This window comes from Pedobacter humicola, assembly GCF_056490705.1.
Window position 1 is genome coordinate 134,829 of sequence record NZ_JBWJIG010000004.1, and the last position, 15,680, is coordinate 150,508.

At 38.8% G+C, this 15,680-nt stretch carries 15 protein-coding genes; 8 read left to right on the forward strand and 7 right to left on the reverse strand.

Features of this window, described 5'->3' with window-relative positions; genetic code table 11:
* The first annotated feature begins 433 nt into the window (after nt 1-433).
* On the forward strand, nt 434-808 hold the full coding sequence (locus AC04Q1_RS08490; RefSeq protein WP_478363662.1) for a hypothetical protein: 375 nt from the start codon (nt 434-436) through the stop codon (nt 806-808).
* A gap of 53 nt (nt 809-861) precedes the next feature.
* On the opposite strand, the gene AC04Q1_RS08495 is transcribed toward AC04Q1_RS08490, so the two are convergent.
* Complete coding sequence (locus AC04Q1_RS08495; RefSeq protein ID WP_316845280.1) at nt 862-1,116, reverse strand: hypothetical protein; 255 nt, start codon at nt 1,114-1,116, stop codon at nt 862-864.
* 175 nt (nt 1,117-1,291) lie between these two features.
* Here AC04Q1_RS08495 and AC04Q1_RS08500 point away from each other — a divergent pair, with 175 nt between their 5' ends.
* Nucleotides 1,292-1,564, forward strand: coding sequence for a hypothetical protein (locus AC04Q1_RS08500; protein ID WP_478363664.1), 273 nt, complete (start codon nt 1,292-1,294; stop codon nt 1,562-1,564).
* A gap of 82 nt (nt 1,565-1,646) precedes the next feature.
* Nucleotides 1,647-3,029: an MBL fold metallo-hydrolase RNA specificity domain-containing protein gene (locus tag AC04Q1_RS08505; RefSeq protein WP_478363665.1), complete on the forward strand. Its 1,383-nt coding sequence runs from the start codon at nt 1,647-1,649 to the stop codon at nt 3,027-3,029.
* 224 nt (nt 3,030-3,253) lie between these two features.
* Here the strand turns inward: AC04Q1_RS08505 and AC04Q1_RS08510 are convergent, their stop codons facing one another.
* Genes AC04Q1_RS08510 through proB form a run of 3 tightly spaced genes read right to left on the reverse strand, consistent with a single transcriptional unit; the run spans nt 3,254 to nt 5,979 of the window.
* Entirely contained in the window at nt 3,254-4,507 is a 1,254-nt protein-coding gene (locus AC04Q1_RS08510; protein ID WP_478363667.1) for a glutamate-5-semialdehyde dehydrogenase, read from the reverse strand.
* The gene (locus tag AC04Q1_RS08515; RefSeq protein WP_478363669.1) at nt 4,497-4,895 is read right to left on the reverse strand and encodes a hypothetical protein; all 399 of its coding nucleotides are present in this window, start codon (nt 4,893-4,895) and stop codon (nt 4,497-4,499) included. The genes AC04Q1_RS08510 and AC04Q1_RS08515 overlap by 11 nt, the downstream gene beginning before the upstream one ends.
* A 4-nt stretch (nt 4,896-4,899) precedes the next feature.
* Nucleotides 4,900-5,979, reverse strand: coding sequence for a glutamate 5-kinase (proB, locus tag AC04Q1_RS08520; protein ID WP_478363671.1), 1,080 nt, complete (start codon nt 5,977-5,979; stop codon nt 4,900-4,902).
* Between the two features lie 395 nt (nt 5,980-6,374).
* Between proB and AC04Q1_RS08525 the strand changes: the two genes are divergently transcribed.
* The 4 genes from AC04Q1_RS08525 to def all read left to right on the forward strand — a co-directional run bounded on the left by AC04Q1_RS08525 (nt 6,375) and on the right by def (nt 11,089).
* Nucleotides 6,375-8,525, forward strand: a complete 2,151-nt coding sequence (locus tag AC04Q1_RS08525; RefSeq protein ID WP_478363673.1) for a S9 family peptidase — start codon at nt 6,375-6,377, stop codon at nt 8,523-8,525.
* A 104-nt stretch (nt 8,526-8,629) separates the two neighbouring features.
* Complete coding sequence (locus tag AC04Q1_RS08530) at nt 8,630-9,082, forward strand: hypothetical protein (protein WP_478363675.1); 453 nt, start codon at nt 8,630-8,632, stop codon at nt 9,080-9,082.
* A gap of 26 nt (nt 9,083-9,108) precedes the next feature.
* On the forward strand, nt 9,109-10,341 hold the full coding sequence (locus AC04Q1_RS08535; RefSeq protein ID WP_478363677.1) for a M16 family metallopeptidase: 1,233 nt from the start codon (nt 9,109-9,111) through the stop codon (nt 10,339-10,341).
* Between the two features lie 187 nt (nt 10,342-10,528).
* Entirely contained in the window at nt 10,529-11,089 is a 561-nt protein-coding gene (gene def, locus AC04Q1_RS08540; RefSeq protein ID WP_478363679.1) for a peptide deformylase, read from the forward strand.
* A gap of 249 nt (nt 11,090-11,338) precedes the next feature.
* Here the strand turns inward: def and AC04Q1_RS08545 are convergent, their stop codons facing one another.
* The 3 genes from AC04Q1_RS08545 to AC04Q1_RS08555 are packed head-to-tail and all read right to left on the reverse strand — an operon-like array spanning nt 11,339 to nt 13,384.
* Nucleotides 11,339-11,974, reverse strand: coding sequence for a peptidase associated/transthyretin-like domain-containing protein (locus AC04Q1_RS08545; RefSeq protein ID WP_029274883.1), 636 nt, complete (start codon nt 11,972-11,974; stop codon nt 11,339-11,341).
* A 53-nt stretch (nt 11,975-12,027) separates the two neighbouring features.
* Nucleotides 12,028-12,273 carry a NifU family protein gene (locus AC04Q1_RS08550; RefSeq protein WP_316845290.1) on the reverse strand — a complete coding sequence of 82 codons (246 nt, stop codon included), beginning with the start codon at nt 12,271-12,273 and terminating at the stop codon, nt 12,028-12,030.
* Nucleotides 12,274-12,307: 34 nt separating this feature from the next.
* Nucleotides 12,308-13,384, reverse strand: coding sequence for an Mrp/NBP35 family ATP-binding protein (locus AC04Q1_RS08555; RefSeq protein ID WP_478364091.1), 1,077 nt, complete (start codon nt 13,382-13,384; stop codon nt 12,308-12,310).
* A gap of 131 nt (nt 13,385-13,515) precedes the next feature.
* Here AC04Q1_RS08555 and AC04Q1_RS08560 point away from each other — a divergent pair, with 131 nt between their 5' ends.
* A complete protein-coding gene (locus AC04Q1_RS08560; RefSeq protein WP_478363681.1) occupies nt 13,516-15,675 on the forward strand; it encodes a transglycosylase domain-containing protein in 2,160 nt (719 codons plus the stop codon).
* The last annotated feature ends 5 nt before the right edge of the window (nt 15,676-15,680 follow it).

The window sequence follows — 15,680 nt, forward strand, 5'->3', positions numbered from 1 at the left end:
CGGCAAATATCATCTATGGAAAATTAATCTTCTTGTTTATCGGCTCCTTAATCATCTCATTCAAAGTTTCCGCTCAAACATTACCTGAAATGCGATGAATTTCCTAAGTTGATTATCCCGAGCGGAAAAAATTATCTTCATACTGCAAATGTTGGACTTTATCAATTGAGAAATTGATCAAATTCTTTTAAACTGAACAGTTTTACAGTCCTAAATCTTTAAAGCTATCGCTCAAATCAGCGATTAAAAAAATTTAGTCTATTGTTTTTTTGTAAAAACACCAAAGATCTGTATTACAATGTTTTAAAATAAAAAATAATTTCATTTCATCAGATTTTTTAAGCCTATTTCTCCAACAGAAATGATCTTCTGGCATAGTCATTGTCATAGGGCTGTTACATTTATCCTATTAAAAATAAAAAAAGTGAAAGAGATGAAAAAGACAGTTCAAATTTTCAGCATGCTATTGATAGCATTAACCGTAATGGTATCGTGTAAAAAAGATACCGATCCCGCAGACAAAGATTTCTTCGTAGGTACCTACAATGGGACCGTTTCTTACCGTAATGGTGAAACGACCATCAACAGTACTGATGGAAAAGTAACCGTAAGTAAAGTTGGCGATTCCTATAATTTTTATTTTGGCAATAACATTCCTGACATTACCGGTGTAAAGTTTGAAAAGAAAAGCGACAACAGTTATGTAAGTGTAGGTTCAGGTTTAACCGGAATCAGCATTGATGCCAGCAACCTCAAAGTTCTGGTTGTAAAAGACGGCCAAACCTGGACGGCAAATTGCACCAGGTAAAACCACAATAAAGCACAAGGCCCGATCTTAAAAAATCGGGCCTTTTTTTATGGCTATAACTCTTCTTCGTCCTCATCCTCTTCTTCGGGCACGTATTTTTCAATGGCCTGACCGATGGCGTTTACTTCTTCATCTTCTTCAAAAATTGGCAGTTCAGTTTTATAATCCATTTTTAACCAGATCGATGAGGTATCTTTCTGAATCTGAATATATTCTCTACCATCTTTAAAAATGGTATAAGAATCATTTCCTTCAGGGAAAACTGAATAATTAATCGGTCCGATTTCTATATCAAAAGGCTCTTGCATGCTAAATGTTTTTTACAAAGATAAAAAATATTTTTGTTGAGTTTGAGCTTGGCTAGGTATAACAGACCGTCTTATCTTTATGGTATCAATTAAAAAAGATGGATTTTTCAAAAGCAGATAACAAAGTTGCCAGAAAATTATTTGAGGTAGCTTTACAAAGAGAATTAATAAAGGCATGCGCGAATTCGCTGAAGTTTTGGATCAATGGAAAACCCAAAAGCCTGAAGACAATAGGGATGACTACTATAAAAATTTTACTGCAGTAAAAGATTTTGACAAACATATCGCCAGAAGATATGACGGGCTCAGAAATTCCTGGTTTTTTGATACTGTGATCGCTATGCTTTTAGACAAAACAATCACACAAGCTGATTTAGAAGATTTTTCAGAAGGAGCCAAAACTGAAATATTAAGGATTCTCAAGTTCAGAGAAAACGATATACTATAATTAAAAATTTACGTCTGATTGTTTAAAAATCCCATCAATTGTACTACTTTACGGCTAAAGAATTTACTGTACAGATAAGAAGATGAAGTTAACGTTTTGGGGCGCAGCACAACAAGTAACAGGCAGTATGCACTTGCTGGAAGTTGGGCATTATAAGATACTGATAGATTGCGGATTAGATTATGAGAAGGATACCTACCAGGAAGAAAACCAACAATTCCCATTCGATCCGGCAAGTATTAACCTTGTAATTCTAACTCATGCCCATATCGATCACTCTGGCAATTTACCAACGCTGGTACGCCTGGGTTTTGATGGTCAGGTGCTCTGTACACCACCAACCGCCGATTTAACTTCGATATTACTATTTGATTCAGTCGAACTTTTTCTAAGAAAGGCCAGTCGCAAACCACGCACTAAACGCGGTAATTTTAGCGGTCCAAAACCATTGTACCTGCACAAACATGTGATGGATACGATTGATCGTTTTGTAACCATCGCCTTTAACAAAGCTTTTAAAATCAACGGCGATATCAGCCTAACCTTTGTTCCCGTTGGCCATTTACTGGGTGCTGCTGCAGCCATCCTAACCATAAACGACAACGGAATAGAAAAGAAAATTGCCTTTACCGGCGATATTGGAAGAGAAAACTACCCCGTATTGGTCAATCCAGAACCCTTGCCAGAGGTCGATTATCTGGTAAGTGAGGCCACCTATGGCGGCAGAATACACACCAAAAACCAAACATTAGAAGAAAGGTTGGTTCAGGAAATTACCGAGGCCTGCATTAAAAGCCCTGGACGATTAATTATTCCGGCATTTAGCATCGGCCGTACGCAGTCGCTGGTATTCGCCTTGAACCAGATCTTTACTAAAAAACTGTTGCCACCCATACAGATCTTCGTAGATAGTCCCATGGCCATTCAAGCTACTGAGGTTTACCGTAAACACCATAACCTGGTTAATCAGGAGGCGAAGGATTTTTATCAAACCATGGGCGATGAATTTGAGTTTGAGCACCTGGCTTACGTTCAAACGATGAAAGAAAGTAAAGATGTTTCTAATTACTTTGATCCCTGCATTATCATTTCATCGGCCGGCATGCTTGAAGGTGGAAGGATCCAGGATCACCTGTATTACAACATTCAGAATTATTATTGTACCATTCTCTTTATCGGTTATTGCGCAAAAGGAACACTTGGCCATAAACTGTTGAGTGGCGCACCAATCGTAAGGATTAAAGACCGCGAAATGATGGTTTATGCTACCATCCGCCAAACTGATCTTTTAAGTGGCCATGGTGATCATAACGATCTGGTAAAAACAATTAAACAAACGGGGCAACCCAAAAAGGTATTTCTGGTTCACGGTGAAGACAAGAGCTTACAAAGTTTATCACTGTCGCTTCAAGAAGAGGGTTTTAATGTTGTCGTACCCGAAAGAGGAGAGGTATTTGAGCTATAGGTTCAATCTTTCATGGCCATTAGTTCGATAGTCCATAGTCTTTTGACGCATAGTTGATGGCCATAACGGCTAATAAACCATAGTCCGTTAACCATCAACCAATATCTTGTACCCCCCATACATAGATGATAGAGAATGTTAATGTTCATCGACGGTATTCAGTGGTCATTGCACTTGGATAATTGGTTATTCATTCCCTTCCATCATCCATTTTACATCTTACATCAGACACCCCCCCTCACTTGCCCATCACCTCTTACCACCCATTTATAGCTGGTTAGTTCTTCCAATCCCATCGGACCGCGGGCGTGTAGTTTTTGGGTACTAATGCCAATTTCGGCGCCAAGGCCAAATTGTGCACCATCCGTAAATCCGGTAGAGGCATTGGCATAAACCGCGGCAGCATCCACTTCGTTTAAAAATTGAGCAATATTATCGGGGTCTTCAGAAATAATGGCCTCACTATGTTTAGAGCTATAATCGGCAATGTGGTTCAATGCTTCAGTCAAATCAGCTACTACTTTAACTGCCAATTTTAACGATAAAAACTCTGTCCCAAAATGTTCAGGTTTGGCTTGGTTTAACAACTGTACTGGGTAAGAAGCTTTTAATACCGTATAACTTTTTTCATCTGCATATAGCTCCACATTTTCATCGGCCAAAGGAGATAAAAGCGCAGGCAAATCAGTAAGTCGATTTTGATTAACGAGCACACAATCTAAAGAATTGCATACACTTACTCTTCTGGTCTTAGCATTAAAAATAATCGCTTTGCCTTTCTTCAGATCACCAGTTTCGTCAAAATAAGTATGCACGATTCCAGCTCCTGTTTCAATAACGGGGATTTTACTGTTTTCGCGTACGTAATTAATTAACGATTGACTTCCCCGCGGAATTAAAACATCTACAAAACCTCTTGCATTTAATAAAGCTTCGGTTGCTGGGCGTTCTGCGGGTAGCAGCGTTAAAACATCAGCACTGATTCCGTTTTTATCTAGCACCTCATGGATTACTTTCGCAAGGGCCAGATTTGAAAACTCTGCATCACTGCCGCCTTTGAGCACAGCAACATTTCCGGTTTTAAAACAAAGTGAGAATACATCGGCCGTAACATTTGGCCGGGCTTCGTAAATTACACCAACCACACCTAATGGTACACTTACTTTTTGTATATGAAGCTGGTTCTCCAGCGTTTTATCCAAAATAATTTTACCCAATGGACTGCTTAAGCTGGCAACATTTTTAAGATCATTCGCAATATCAGCAATACGCTCCTGACTAAGCTTTAATCTGTCGTATTTAGGGTCTTCGATGGGCATTTTAGCTAAATCCTTAACGTTTTCAGCAAGTATTAATTCAGTATTGGCTACTAAAGCAGCAGCCAGCTCTGTTAAAACAGCATCTGTTGTTTCTTTGCTTAGGCTAATTAAGGTACGACTAGCTTGTTGTGCTTTTTCGAAGTATTGTTTATAATTCATTTTTTGTTTTATTAATCCTATCCAGCACATGTTTAGGGGTTCCAAACTCTAATTTTTCATTTAATTTATTGGTTCCTTCCCAACAAGTAACAATGTCCCAATAGGCAAATAGATTATCGCAATCAATAAAATCCATCCATCCATCAGCAATAAGATTATCTTGAGCATTAAAAACTAAAATCCCAGAATAATTTTCCAAAGAACTACCTAGAAATTCCCTGTCGTGACCCTCAAAACAACTAGTAGACCAATCAAATTTTAGGTTGATCGTATTTACACCATAAAATCTTAAATCCTCAACGAGTTGAGATTCTACAATTTTCCGCAATTCCATGCTCATTGTGGCAGAAAGCCCATAATCGCTATAATTGGGTTTAATCGTATTCATTTAGTTAAATAGCGGAATAAAAATAATCGTAATGCACCAGTGCTTTTTGTTTCTTCTGCCCGATTCTTTCTCTGGCCTTATCCGATCCATATTCAGCGATTCCCAGTCCGATCAGGTTGTTTTTTTCATCTACAATTTTAATAATATCGCCTTTTAAAAAGTCTGTCTGGATTTCGATAATCCCAACCGGCAGTAAACTGGTTGCTTTGCCAGAGGTTAATACTGTTTTTGCACCATCATTTAATTTTACAACGCCCGTTGCGGCAGTTTCCGAATGGGCAATCCATTTTTTCTTGCCAGATTTACTTTTTTCGGGCACAAAGCGTGTATGCACCAGTTCATTGTTTAATAAAGAAGTCAACACTTTGTCTTTCGTCCCGTTGGCAATATGAACCGTGATGCCCAGTTTAGCCACCTTTTGTGCCATGGTCGATTTGGTGATCATCCCCCCACGGCCGAATTGTGATTTACCCGTTTGTATAAAGGAGGCCAGGTTAGCAACCGAACCATTAATTTCCTCAATTACCGCCGATCCTTCAACTTTCGGATCGCCATTATAAATGCCATTTACATTCGATAAGATAATCAGGGCATCGGCATTTAACATCGAAGCGATTAATCCTGCCAGTTCATCGTTATCGGTAAACATCAGTTCGGTAACCGATACCACATCATTTTCGTTCACCACAGGGATTACCTCATTTTGAAGCAAAATCTGCAAACAGTTTTTCATGTTTAAATAATGTGCCCGGTCACGAAAATCCTCTTTTGTTACCAGAACCTGTGCACATTGTATGGCATGTGCTGCAAAGAAATTAGCATAGGTATTAATCAATTTCACCTGGCCAATGGCTGCCAATAGTTGTCGCGTAGTAACGGCATCCTGTTTTTCGGAAACTTTGATCAAACTTCTGCCCGATGCAACCGCACCCGAAGAAACCAAAATCACTTCGAGGCCTTGTTTCTTAATCTCGGCCAGTTGATTTACAAGATGTTTAATCCTAACTTCATCAGGCAAACCATTCGCTTGTGTAATTACATTGGAACCTACTTTAACAACTATTTTTTTGTACCCTAACTTCATTATAATATTCAAACCTTTTGGATGTGGCAATTTAACATCAATTTTTCTAATTCAGATGATTATCTATGGGCTTAATGGATTTTTACAAAAATGGCAACGATTGGCGTATGGTGATAAGCGTTTGAGGCTGATTAACCTACGACTCCGAAGTCTGATGACCGAGGCCGGAAGTTTTGGACGTGAGCACAGTTAAACAATAACCCGTTAACCAATTGTCAGTTAGCAGTTTTCAATTGATAGTTTGCCGATTTTAACAATTAACTGCTTAACCAATTTGCACATAACAATTAAATAATCCGTCATACAGTTAACCGCTGTAAACAATTAACCCGTTGACTTAAACCACTATTGAACTAAAAAATTATTAAATTGCATACGACCTAAATCAAACCGCTATGAAACGTATCTTACCCAGCCTAATCGTACTGAGTGCAATTACGGCTTGTAACCATCCACAAAAAAAAGAAATGAAACCGATAAAATGGCCGGATGCGAAAGCTCCAATAGCAGAAATTATTCCTCATCAAAGGGTTATACATGGCGATACCGTAGTAGACAACTACTATTGGATGATCGATTACTTTAAAAAAGGCCCTCATAGCACGAAAGTTGTCGATTATTTAAAAGCCGAAAACACCTATCTCAATACCATGATGAAAAGTACTGATCAGTTTCAGGCAGATCTGTTTAAAGAAATGAAGGGCAGGATTAAAGAAAAAGACGAATCTGTTCCTGTTTTCAAAAATGGCTATTTCTATTATACCAGAACAGAAGATGGACAACAGTACTTTAAATATTGCCGCAAAAAAGGAAGTTTATCCGCGGCCGAAGAAATACTTCTGGATGTAGATAATCTCGCAAAAGGCCATGCCTATTACAGTGCAACCGGATTTAGTGTTAGTCCCGACAATAAACTTTTAGCCTTTGGGGTTGATCAGGTTTCACGTCGCCAATACACGATTAACATTAAAAATTTAGAAACAGGAGAAATTTTAAAAGATGCCATTACCAATACAGAAGGCGGCGTTGCCTGGGCAAATGATAACAAAACATTTTTTTATACTTCAAAAAACCCTGTTACGCTTTTAAGCGAGAAAATTAAAAAACACACTTTGGGTACTGATGCCAAGACAGATGCAGTTGTTTATAATGAAAAAGACAATAGCAACTATATCGGCGTGATGAAATCGAAAAACGGGCGTTACATTTTTATCGGCTCGCAGGGAACATTAACTGCTGAATATAGAATGATTGATGCAGACCATCCTGAAGCGGCTTTTAAAGTATTTTCATCGCGTTCAAAAGAGGTTTTATACGATATTTTGCCTGTAGATGATAAATTCTATATTATAACCAACTGGAACGCCAAAAATTTCCGCCTGATGGAATGTCCTTTGGATAAAACAGAAAAAGAAAACTGGAAAGAGGTTATTCCAAACCGCAAAGATGTGTTATTGGAGTATGGAGAAGAATTTAAAGACCATCTGGTTTTATCAGAACGTAAAAATGGTTTAACCGAAATGCGTGTATTAAAAAAAGATGGCAGCGATTATTACATCAAATTTGATGAGCCTGTTTATGCTGCCGGCGTGGGTGCAAATCCGGAATATAGCAGTAAAACATTGCGTTATTCGTATACTTCATTAACCACTCCAAGTTCAGTTTACGATTACGATCTGGAGAAAAAGGACAAAAAACTGATGAAACAACAGGAAGTTGTTGGCGGTTACGATCCTAAAGATTATGCAACAGAGCGTGTTTTCGCGACGGCAAAAGATGGCACAAAAATTCCGATCGCTTTGGTTTACAAAAAAGGCTTTGAAAAGAATGGAAATGCGCCTTTGCTGCTTTATGCCTATGGATCTTATGGGTCGAGTACTGACGCGACCTTCTCTTCGCCAAGATTAAGCCTGTTAAACCGTGGTTTTGTTTTCGCCATTGCCAATATCCGTGGCGGACAGGAAATGGGCCGACAATGGTATGAAGACGGTAAGTTGATGAAAAAGAAAAATACTTTTACCGATTTTATTTCGGCAGGGGAATATCTGGTTGATCAAAAATACACTTCAAAAGGTCATTTATACGCCCATGGTGGCAGTGCCGGCGGTTTATTGATGGGCGCAGTTGCCAATATGGCGCCAGATTTATGGAACGGTATAATTGCCGATGTACCCTTTGTTGATGTAATCAATACCATGCTGGATGAAAGCATTCCTTTAACTACCAATGAGTTCGATGAATGGGGAAATCCGAAACAAAAAGCCGCATACGATTATATGAAAAGTTATTCGCCATATGAAAACGTGGAGAAAAAAGCATATCCAAACATGCTGGTTACTACGGGTTTGCACGATAGCCAGGTACAGTATTTCGAACCGGCAAAATGGGTAGCTAAATTAAGGGCTACCAAAACCGATAAAAATATTTTATTGCTTAAAACCAATATGGAATTTGGTCATGGTGGGGCCTCAGGCCGATTCGATTATTTAAAAGATGTTTCATTACGGTGGGCATTTTTATTCTCCCTTGAGGGAATAACTAAATAATTTTAGTTGCTTTGTCATGCTGAGCTTGTCGAACAACATTTCGATCGCGTTTCGACAGGCTCAACATGACAATCTATTTTCATCCAAATTATTCTAAATCCATAATGAACACCAAACTAAAAACACTCCAGATTATTCACCTTGCTTTATGCTCAGGTGTTTTTCTTTTTGCATTGGTAACCATTTTCCTCAACCGCGAAATGATGTTCTTTGATGCCAATCCCAAAACCACTTCGCCTTTTAATCCAATATTTCCGATTATGGGACTGATTACCATTTCGGCAAGCATCTTTTTTCACAGAAACTTAATGGCAAAAATCGATAAAAATGCTAATGTAGACACAAAGATCAATATGTATCAAAGTGCATTTATCATTAGCGCGGCAATGCTTGAGGGCGGTGCGCTCTTCAACATTGTTGGCTTTTTTATTACCCATAATTCGTTTTTTTTGATCTTCGGCATAGCTAATTTCATTTTTTTGGTGCTCAAAAGGCCAACTAAGGATAAATTGATTTCCGCTTTACAATTGCAATACCCAGATACAGAGTCATTGTAAGCAATTAGCCTTATCTTTGCCCCCCAATGGAATACAATGTTCACACTTTGCCAAACGGCATACGCTTATTGCATGTGCCCTCGGCCTCTGCCATATCTCACGCTTGCATCATCGTTAATACCGGATCGCGCGACGAGCCTGAAAACAAGGCTGGCTTAGCCCATTTTATCGAACATCTGATTTTTAAACGGACCGAAAAACGCAGCACCAACCAGATTTTAAATCGTCTAGAGAGTGTTGGCGCAGATTTAAATGCTTATACCACAAAAGAATATACCTGCGTACATGCCTCGTTTCTAAATCCATATCTCGATAGAACTTTAGATCTTTTCAACGATATCCTGTTCCATTCTACCTTTCCGGAAGAAGAAATGGAGAAAGAAAAAAGTGTTATCCTGGATGAGATTTCTTCTTATTTAGATCAACCTGAGGAGGCTATTAACGATGATTTTGAAGATATGCTTTTCGCTGGGCATGCTCTTGGAAATAATATTTTAGGCACAACTGAGTCCGTTCAACAGTTCACACGTGAGGATGTCATTAATTTCAGAAAGGCCAATTACCGCACCAACGAAATTGTGGTCGCTGTTTTGGGTAACTATACCTTAAACAGTGTTGTAAACAAAGGGAGTAAACATTTTGCCGATGTTGAAGAGAACAATCCTGGCAAAATAAGGGTAAAACCAGCTATACTTGCGCAAAGCAATACCACCATTTATAAACCGATTATGCAGGCACATTGCATTTTGGGCACCCAGGCTTATTCTACACACCAATCGCAAAAAGTGCCTCTGATGTTGTTGAACAATTACTTTGGTGGCAACGGAATGAGTTCTGTTTTGAACCTGCAGATCAGAGAGAAATATGGCATAGCGTACACCATCGAATCTAATTTCTCACCATTAAGCGATACCGGGATCTTTTCTATTTATTTCGGAACGGATAAAGAAAAACAGACCAGGGCACTTTCTTTGATTTTCAAAGAGATCAAAAAACTCAGAGAACATCCTTTAAATGAGTTACAATTACAAAAAGCCAAAAACAAATTTATCGGACAGATTGCTTTAGGAGAAGAAAACAGGATCGGCTTGATCATATCGATGGCCAAAAGCCTGATCGATCACAATAAAATCGATTCTTTGGAAACTGTTTTTGAGAAAATAAATGCGGTTACCACAAAACAAATGGCAGAAGTTACAGATGAAATTTTAGCTATTGATCAACTGAATATCTTTACTTTCTGTCCGATAGAGGAATAATTCTTATTTTTGTTGAAAATTTACTGTCATACTGAGGCACAAAGTATCTCGAACTGATGAGCAGTTCAATTAAATATAGTAGCAAACTGTCAGGATAGCAATAAGATGTTAGCGATTCTTCATTGCATCCAGAATGACAATTTTGCGATTAACAAGCTCAGATTTAGGTCTGAAAAAATATAATACAATGAAATTACCAATAGTAGCTTACGGAGATCCTGTTTTAAAAAAGATAGGAACCGATATCGATAAAGATTATCCAGAATTAAAACAGTTGATCAGTGATATGTTCGACACCATGTATTATGCAAATGGTGTGGGCTTGGCAGCGCCTCAGATCGGCTTACCTATCCGCCTTTTTATTGTAGATACAGGTGAAGATGACGACGGAAACCCCGGCTACAAAAAGGTATTTATCAATGCAGAAATTTTGGAAGAAACAGGGGAGGCCTGGAGTTTTAACGAAGGCTGCTTAAGTATCCCGGATATCCGCGAAAACATTATGCGTAAACCGAATATCAGGATTACCTACTTTGATGAAAACTGGGTAGAACATACAGATGATGTAGATGGAATGCCTGCACGGGTAATTCAGCACGAATACGACCACATTGAAGGTAAGTTATTTACCGATAAAGTAAGTGTACTCCGTAAAACAATGCTGAAAAGTAAACTGGATGCGATTTCGAAAGGGAATATCAAAACAGATTACAAAATGAAGTTTCCGAATAAGAGTAAGAAAAGATAATTTTTGATGGAAAATGTTAGAGGGAAAATGGAAGCGTTTTCCCTTTTCATTTAAGGCCCACCCTCATTAATTTCCCTCTTGCTTTCTCCTGAACTTGTTTCAGGAGCTTAATAAGCGTAGATTTCTCCCGCCTGTACGGCCAGGTATTCTGCTGCGCTTCAGTCGAAATGACGACACATGAATTAAATTTTAAACAGTTATTGTATGCAGTGGCCCCAGGACTAAAGACTCTGAACTCAAGACTCCCGACTAATTCGTCCGGCTCTTATCTCCGTCAAAAATCTGCTGCATCAGCTTGCCCCAGGCGAAAGGATTAAGTAGGGGATTGGTTTGCACCATGTTTTTATTGATCATCCGATCGAAATTATAGCGATAATTCTGGCTGCCAATTTCCTGCCCATCACGCGGCAACGTTTGGATCAAGCCATCAATTGATGATCGTGAAAGGTTCTTTTTGGCAATGGCCATATCATCATCCGCCAGTTTCATCGACAAAAATTCGCGGGTAAATTCTTCAGTTGTGGCCCAGGGGAAAACACGCACCGATGGTAAATCGATCACATTGGCTTTCAACTTAACCATAATGGTGTATTTACTATCCGGAGTGCTTTCAGGAATTACAGTAGAAAACTTTTTGTAACCAATGGCGGTAAATAAAATGGTATCGCCAGGATTTACAATAAAGGTAAAATACCCCCTATAATCGGCGCCAACCCTTTTGCTCTTTGCAGAAAGATTGGTGATGGTAACATAAGGAATCACATTTGAACTATCGATATCGGTAATGATCCCAGAAAATTGGATAAGTTTATCCTGTGCCGGTTTTTGTTGTGCAAAAGCGGTTACAGAAAAAATAAGGCAAATTAGGGCAACACAATATCTCATTAAGACAAAAGTAATTTTATTAATAAAACTTCCTTGTTAAATAGTGTTAAAGCTTACTCTTGCTCCACCATGTTTATGGCAACTACCGAAGTAATCTGCGGAACAGCTTTCATAATTGCCTGTTCGATGCCCGATTTCATCGTCATGAAACTCATTGGACAAGAACCACAGCTGCCTAAAAGTTTAAGTTTTACCGTTCCTTCTGATGTAATTTCTTCAACAGAAACATCACCTCCATCAGCCTTTAAATACGGCCTGATAGTTTCCAATGCCTGTTCTACTTGTTCTGTTAAATTCATTATGTATATTTTAATTTATAAAAATAGTAATTTTTTAGCAATTCACCATTTGTGCATTATTGATGGATATCTGTTGTGCAATTTTACTTGCAATATCACCAAAAATAACATCCAGCAAAGGATTTTGGTTCAAAGCTACTGGTTTTCCGTTATCCCCTGCTTCCGAAATGCTTTGTACAATCGGAATTTCCCCTAAAAATGGCACATCAAAACGTTCTGCCAATGTAGTGCCCCCGCCTTTTCCGAAGATATAGTATTTATTTTCCGGCAATTCTGCAGGTGTAAAATACGACATGTTTTCAATAACACCTAAAATTGGGATATTAATTCCCGGCATCCTGAACATGGCTAAACCCTTGTGCGTATCGGCCAGGGCAACCTGCTGAGGTGTAGTTACCACAACTGCCCCCGAAATCGGGAAACTTTGCGTAATGGTAATATGGATATCGCCAGTTCCCGGTGGAAGATCTACGATCAGATAATCAAGTTCTCCCCAGTTGGTATCGTTAAACAATTGTTTTACCGCGTTTGAAGCCATTGGTCCACGCCACGGCACTGGCTGCCCGGGATCGGCAAAAAAACCTAAAGACAATAATTTGATCCCGTACTTTTCGATTGGCAAAATTTTGGTTTTACCATCTTCGGTTTCTTCAGCACCTGGTTTCGCATCTACCAGATCGAACATGGTTGGTACCGACGGGCCATAAATATCAGCATCGATCAGGCCAACTTTTGCACCATCTTTAGCCAATACAACTGCCAGATTACTCGCTACAGTAGATTTACCCACGCCACCTTTTCCAGATGAAACCAAAATGATGTTTTTGATGTTATCTAGTGACGATGAGTTAGTTGGTTGAGTAACCCTCGACGTCACATTGATGATTACTTCTGCCGCTGGAGATACAAAATGTTTGATTGCATTTGTACAGGCATTTTTTAGCATGTCTTTCATCGGACATGCAGGCGTAGTAAGTTCTAATGTAAAGTTGACCTGGTTATCCGTGATCTGTAAATCTTTAATCATGTTTAAAGTAACCAGATCTTTTTTAAGATCGGGATCTTCGACATTTTTAAGCGCATCTAAAACTTGTAGCGGGCTAATCTGCATGGTATTCATTTAAATTCAAAATTAACAAAACATAGCCATAAATACTTTTATTTAGGCTTTTTAACTGTAATTTTAACACGAAATAAACATTTAATTGTTACGTTTAAGCAATTAACCATTTTAACGACTATATGCGAATACCAAAAATTAAGATCCCCAAAAAATATTTAAAAATCGGAGCCTGGGTTTTAGGTGTTTTTTTTGTTGTTTGTATTGCATTAGGTGCGGTTGCCTATAGCAAAAGGGAGGCACTTCTTAAAAAAATGGTGGCCAAGGCCATTGCCAAGGCCGACAAGGATTATGGCCTGGAAGTTAAGATCGGATCGGCTGGGTTTACTGGGCTAAGTACTGTAAAAATGACCCATATTTCTGTGGTTCCAAAAGACAGGGACACACTTTCCAACATTGGCGAACTCAGTGTGGGCGTAAAACTTTTCCCGCTGATTTTTGGAAATGTAAAATTATCAGAAGTAAAACTGAATGATGGTTTTGTAAGTGTGGTGCTTAAAGACTCGACCACAAACATCGATTTTATCTTAAAAAGAAAGAAAAAAGACAGTACAGAAAATAAGGGTAAAGTTAATTTATCAGAAATAGCCAGCAATATATTAAATCAGGTTTTATATAAAATACCGGATGACATGGATGTTCAAAACATGGTTTTCAAATTAAATGATCATGATACAGCCAAACTGAGTTTTGCAACCATGGCTACAATTGATGGCGGCGATCTGAAATCGGCGATAAATGTAAACAATGGCGAGTCTACCTGGCATGTGGATGGCTATGTGAACCCGGGACGTAAAGAACTACGTTTTACCGCCTATGCTGATGGGAAAAAACTCGAGCTGCCCTATTTAAACAACAAGCTTCATGCAAAAATCAGCTTTGATACCTTGCAAACCGAGCTTAAAAATGCAAAATATAGTGGTGATGATTATAAGATTTCGGGCTCCTGGGCGGTAAAAAACATGTTGATTAACCAGCCCCGGATTGCTTCAAATGATATCATTGTACAAAGGGCAAAACTTGATGCAGATATTTTGGTTGGTCCAAATTACATTGCCTTAGATAGTACATCAACAGCCTATCTAAAAAATGCACAGATCCATCCTTATGTTAAATATACTTTAGGGAAGAATAAAATATATGAGTTAAAACTAAATGCCGAAGAACAAGACGCTCAAGGTGTTCTGGATGCTTTTCCACAAGGTCTTTTCGAATCTTTGGAGGGACTAAAAGTGCAGGGCAAAGTTAAATATAGCCTTAATTTTTATTTAGACACGAAGATACCCGATAGCGTTCGTTTTAATTCTACATTGACACCTGTTGATTTTAAAATTGTACAATGGGGCAAAACGAATTTGCAGAAAATCAACAGCCCTTTCGTTTACACGCCTTACGAGTATGGCAAACCGATGCGCGATATCACTATTGGCCCGTCAAACCCGAACTTTACACCACTATCTGCTATTTCCAAAAACTTTATCAACGCGGTTTTAACAGCAGAAGACCCGTCATTTTTTACACATAATGGTTTTGTTGAAGAGTCGATCCGTAAATCAATCGCTGTAAACTTTAAAGAAAAGAAATTTAAACGTGGTGGAAGCACCATCAGCATGCAGCTGGTTAAAAACGTGTATTTAAGCCGCCAAAAGACCTTAGCCCGTAAAGCAGAAGAGATATTAATTGTTTGGCTTATTGAGCATAACCACCTGATAAGCAAGCAAAGAATGCTTGAAGTATATTTCAATATTATGGAACTGGGCCAAAATATCTATGGAATAGGAGAGGCCTCCAGGTATTATTTTGGAAAACAGCCCGCCGATTTAACCATTGGCGATGGATTGTTTCTGGCTAGCATCGTTCCTAAACCAAAGGCATCAATGTATAAATTCATGGCCGATGGAAGTTTAAAACCGTATATGTTCAACTACTTCAGGTTTATGGGTAATATTATGGCCAGAAGAGGTTTAGTGCCCGGCGATACTTCGGGTTACGGTTTCTATAATGTTCGTTTAAGAGAGGGCTTACGCCAGTATTTAGCCCCTGATACCGCTGTTGTTGACACCTCTGCTTTTGACGATGATGAAGACGGCTTGCCGGTTGTAATTGTACACGATAAAAACAAAAGTTTCTTCGATCGTCTTTTTGGTGGCGGATCTAAAAAAGATACATCAGGCAAACCGGCAACCAGTCCGGCAGACACCACTAAAACCAAAAAACAATTGAGGCAGGAACGCAGGGAAGAACGAAGAAGACAAAAGGAATTGGAAAAAGCTCAGCAGTAGTCAGT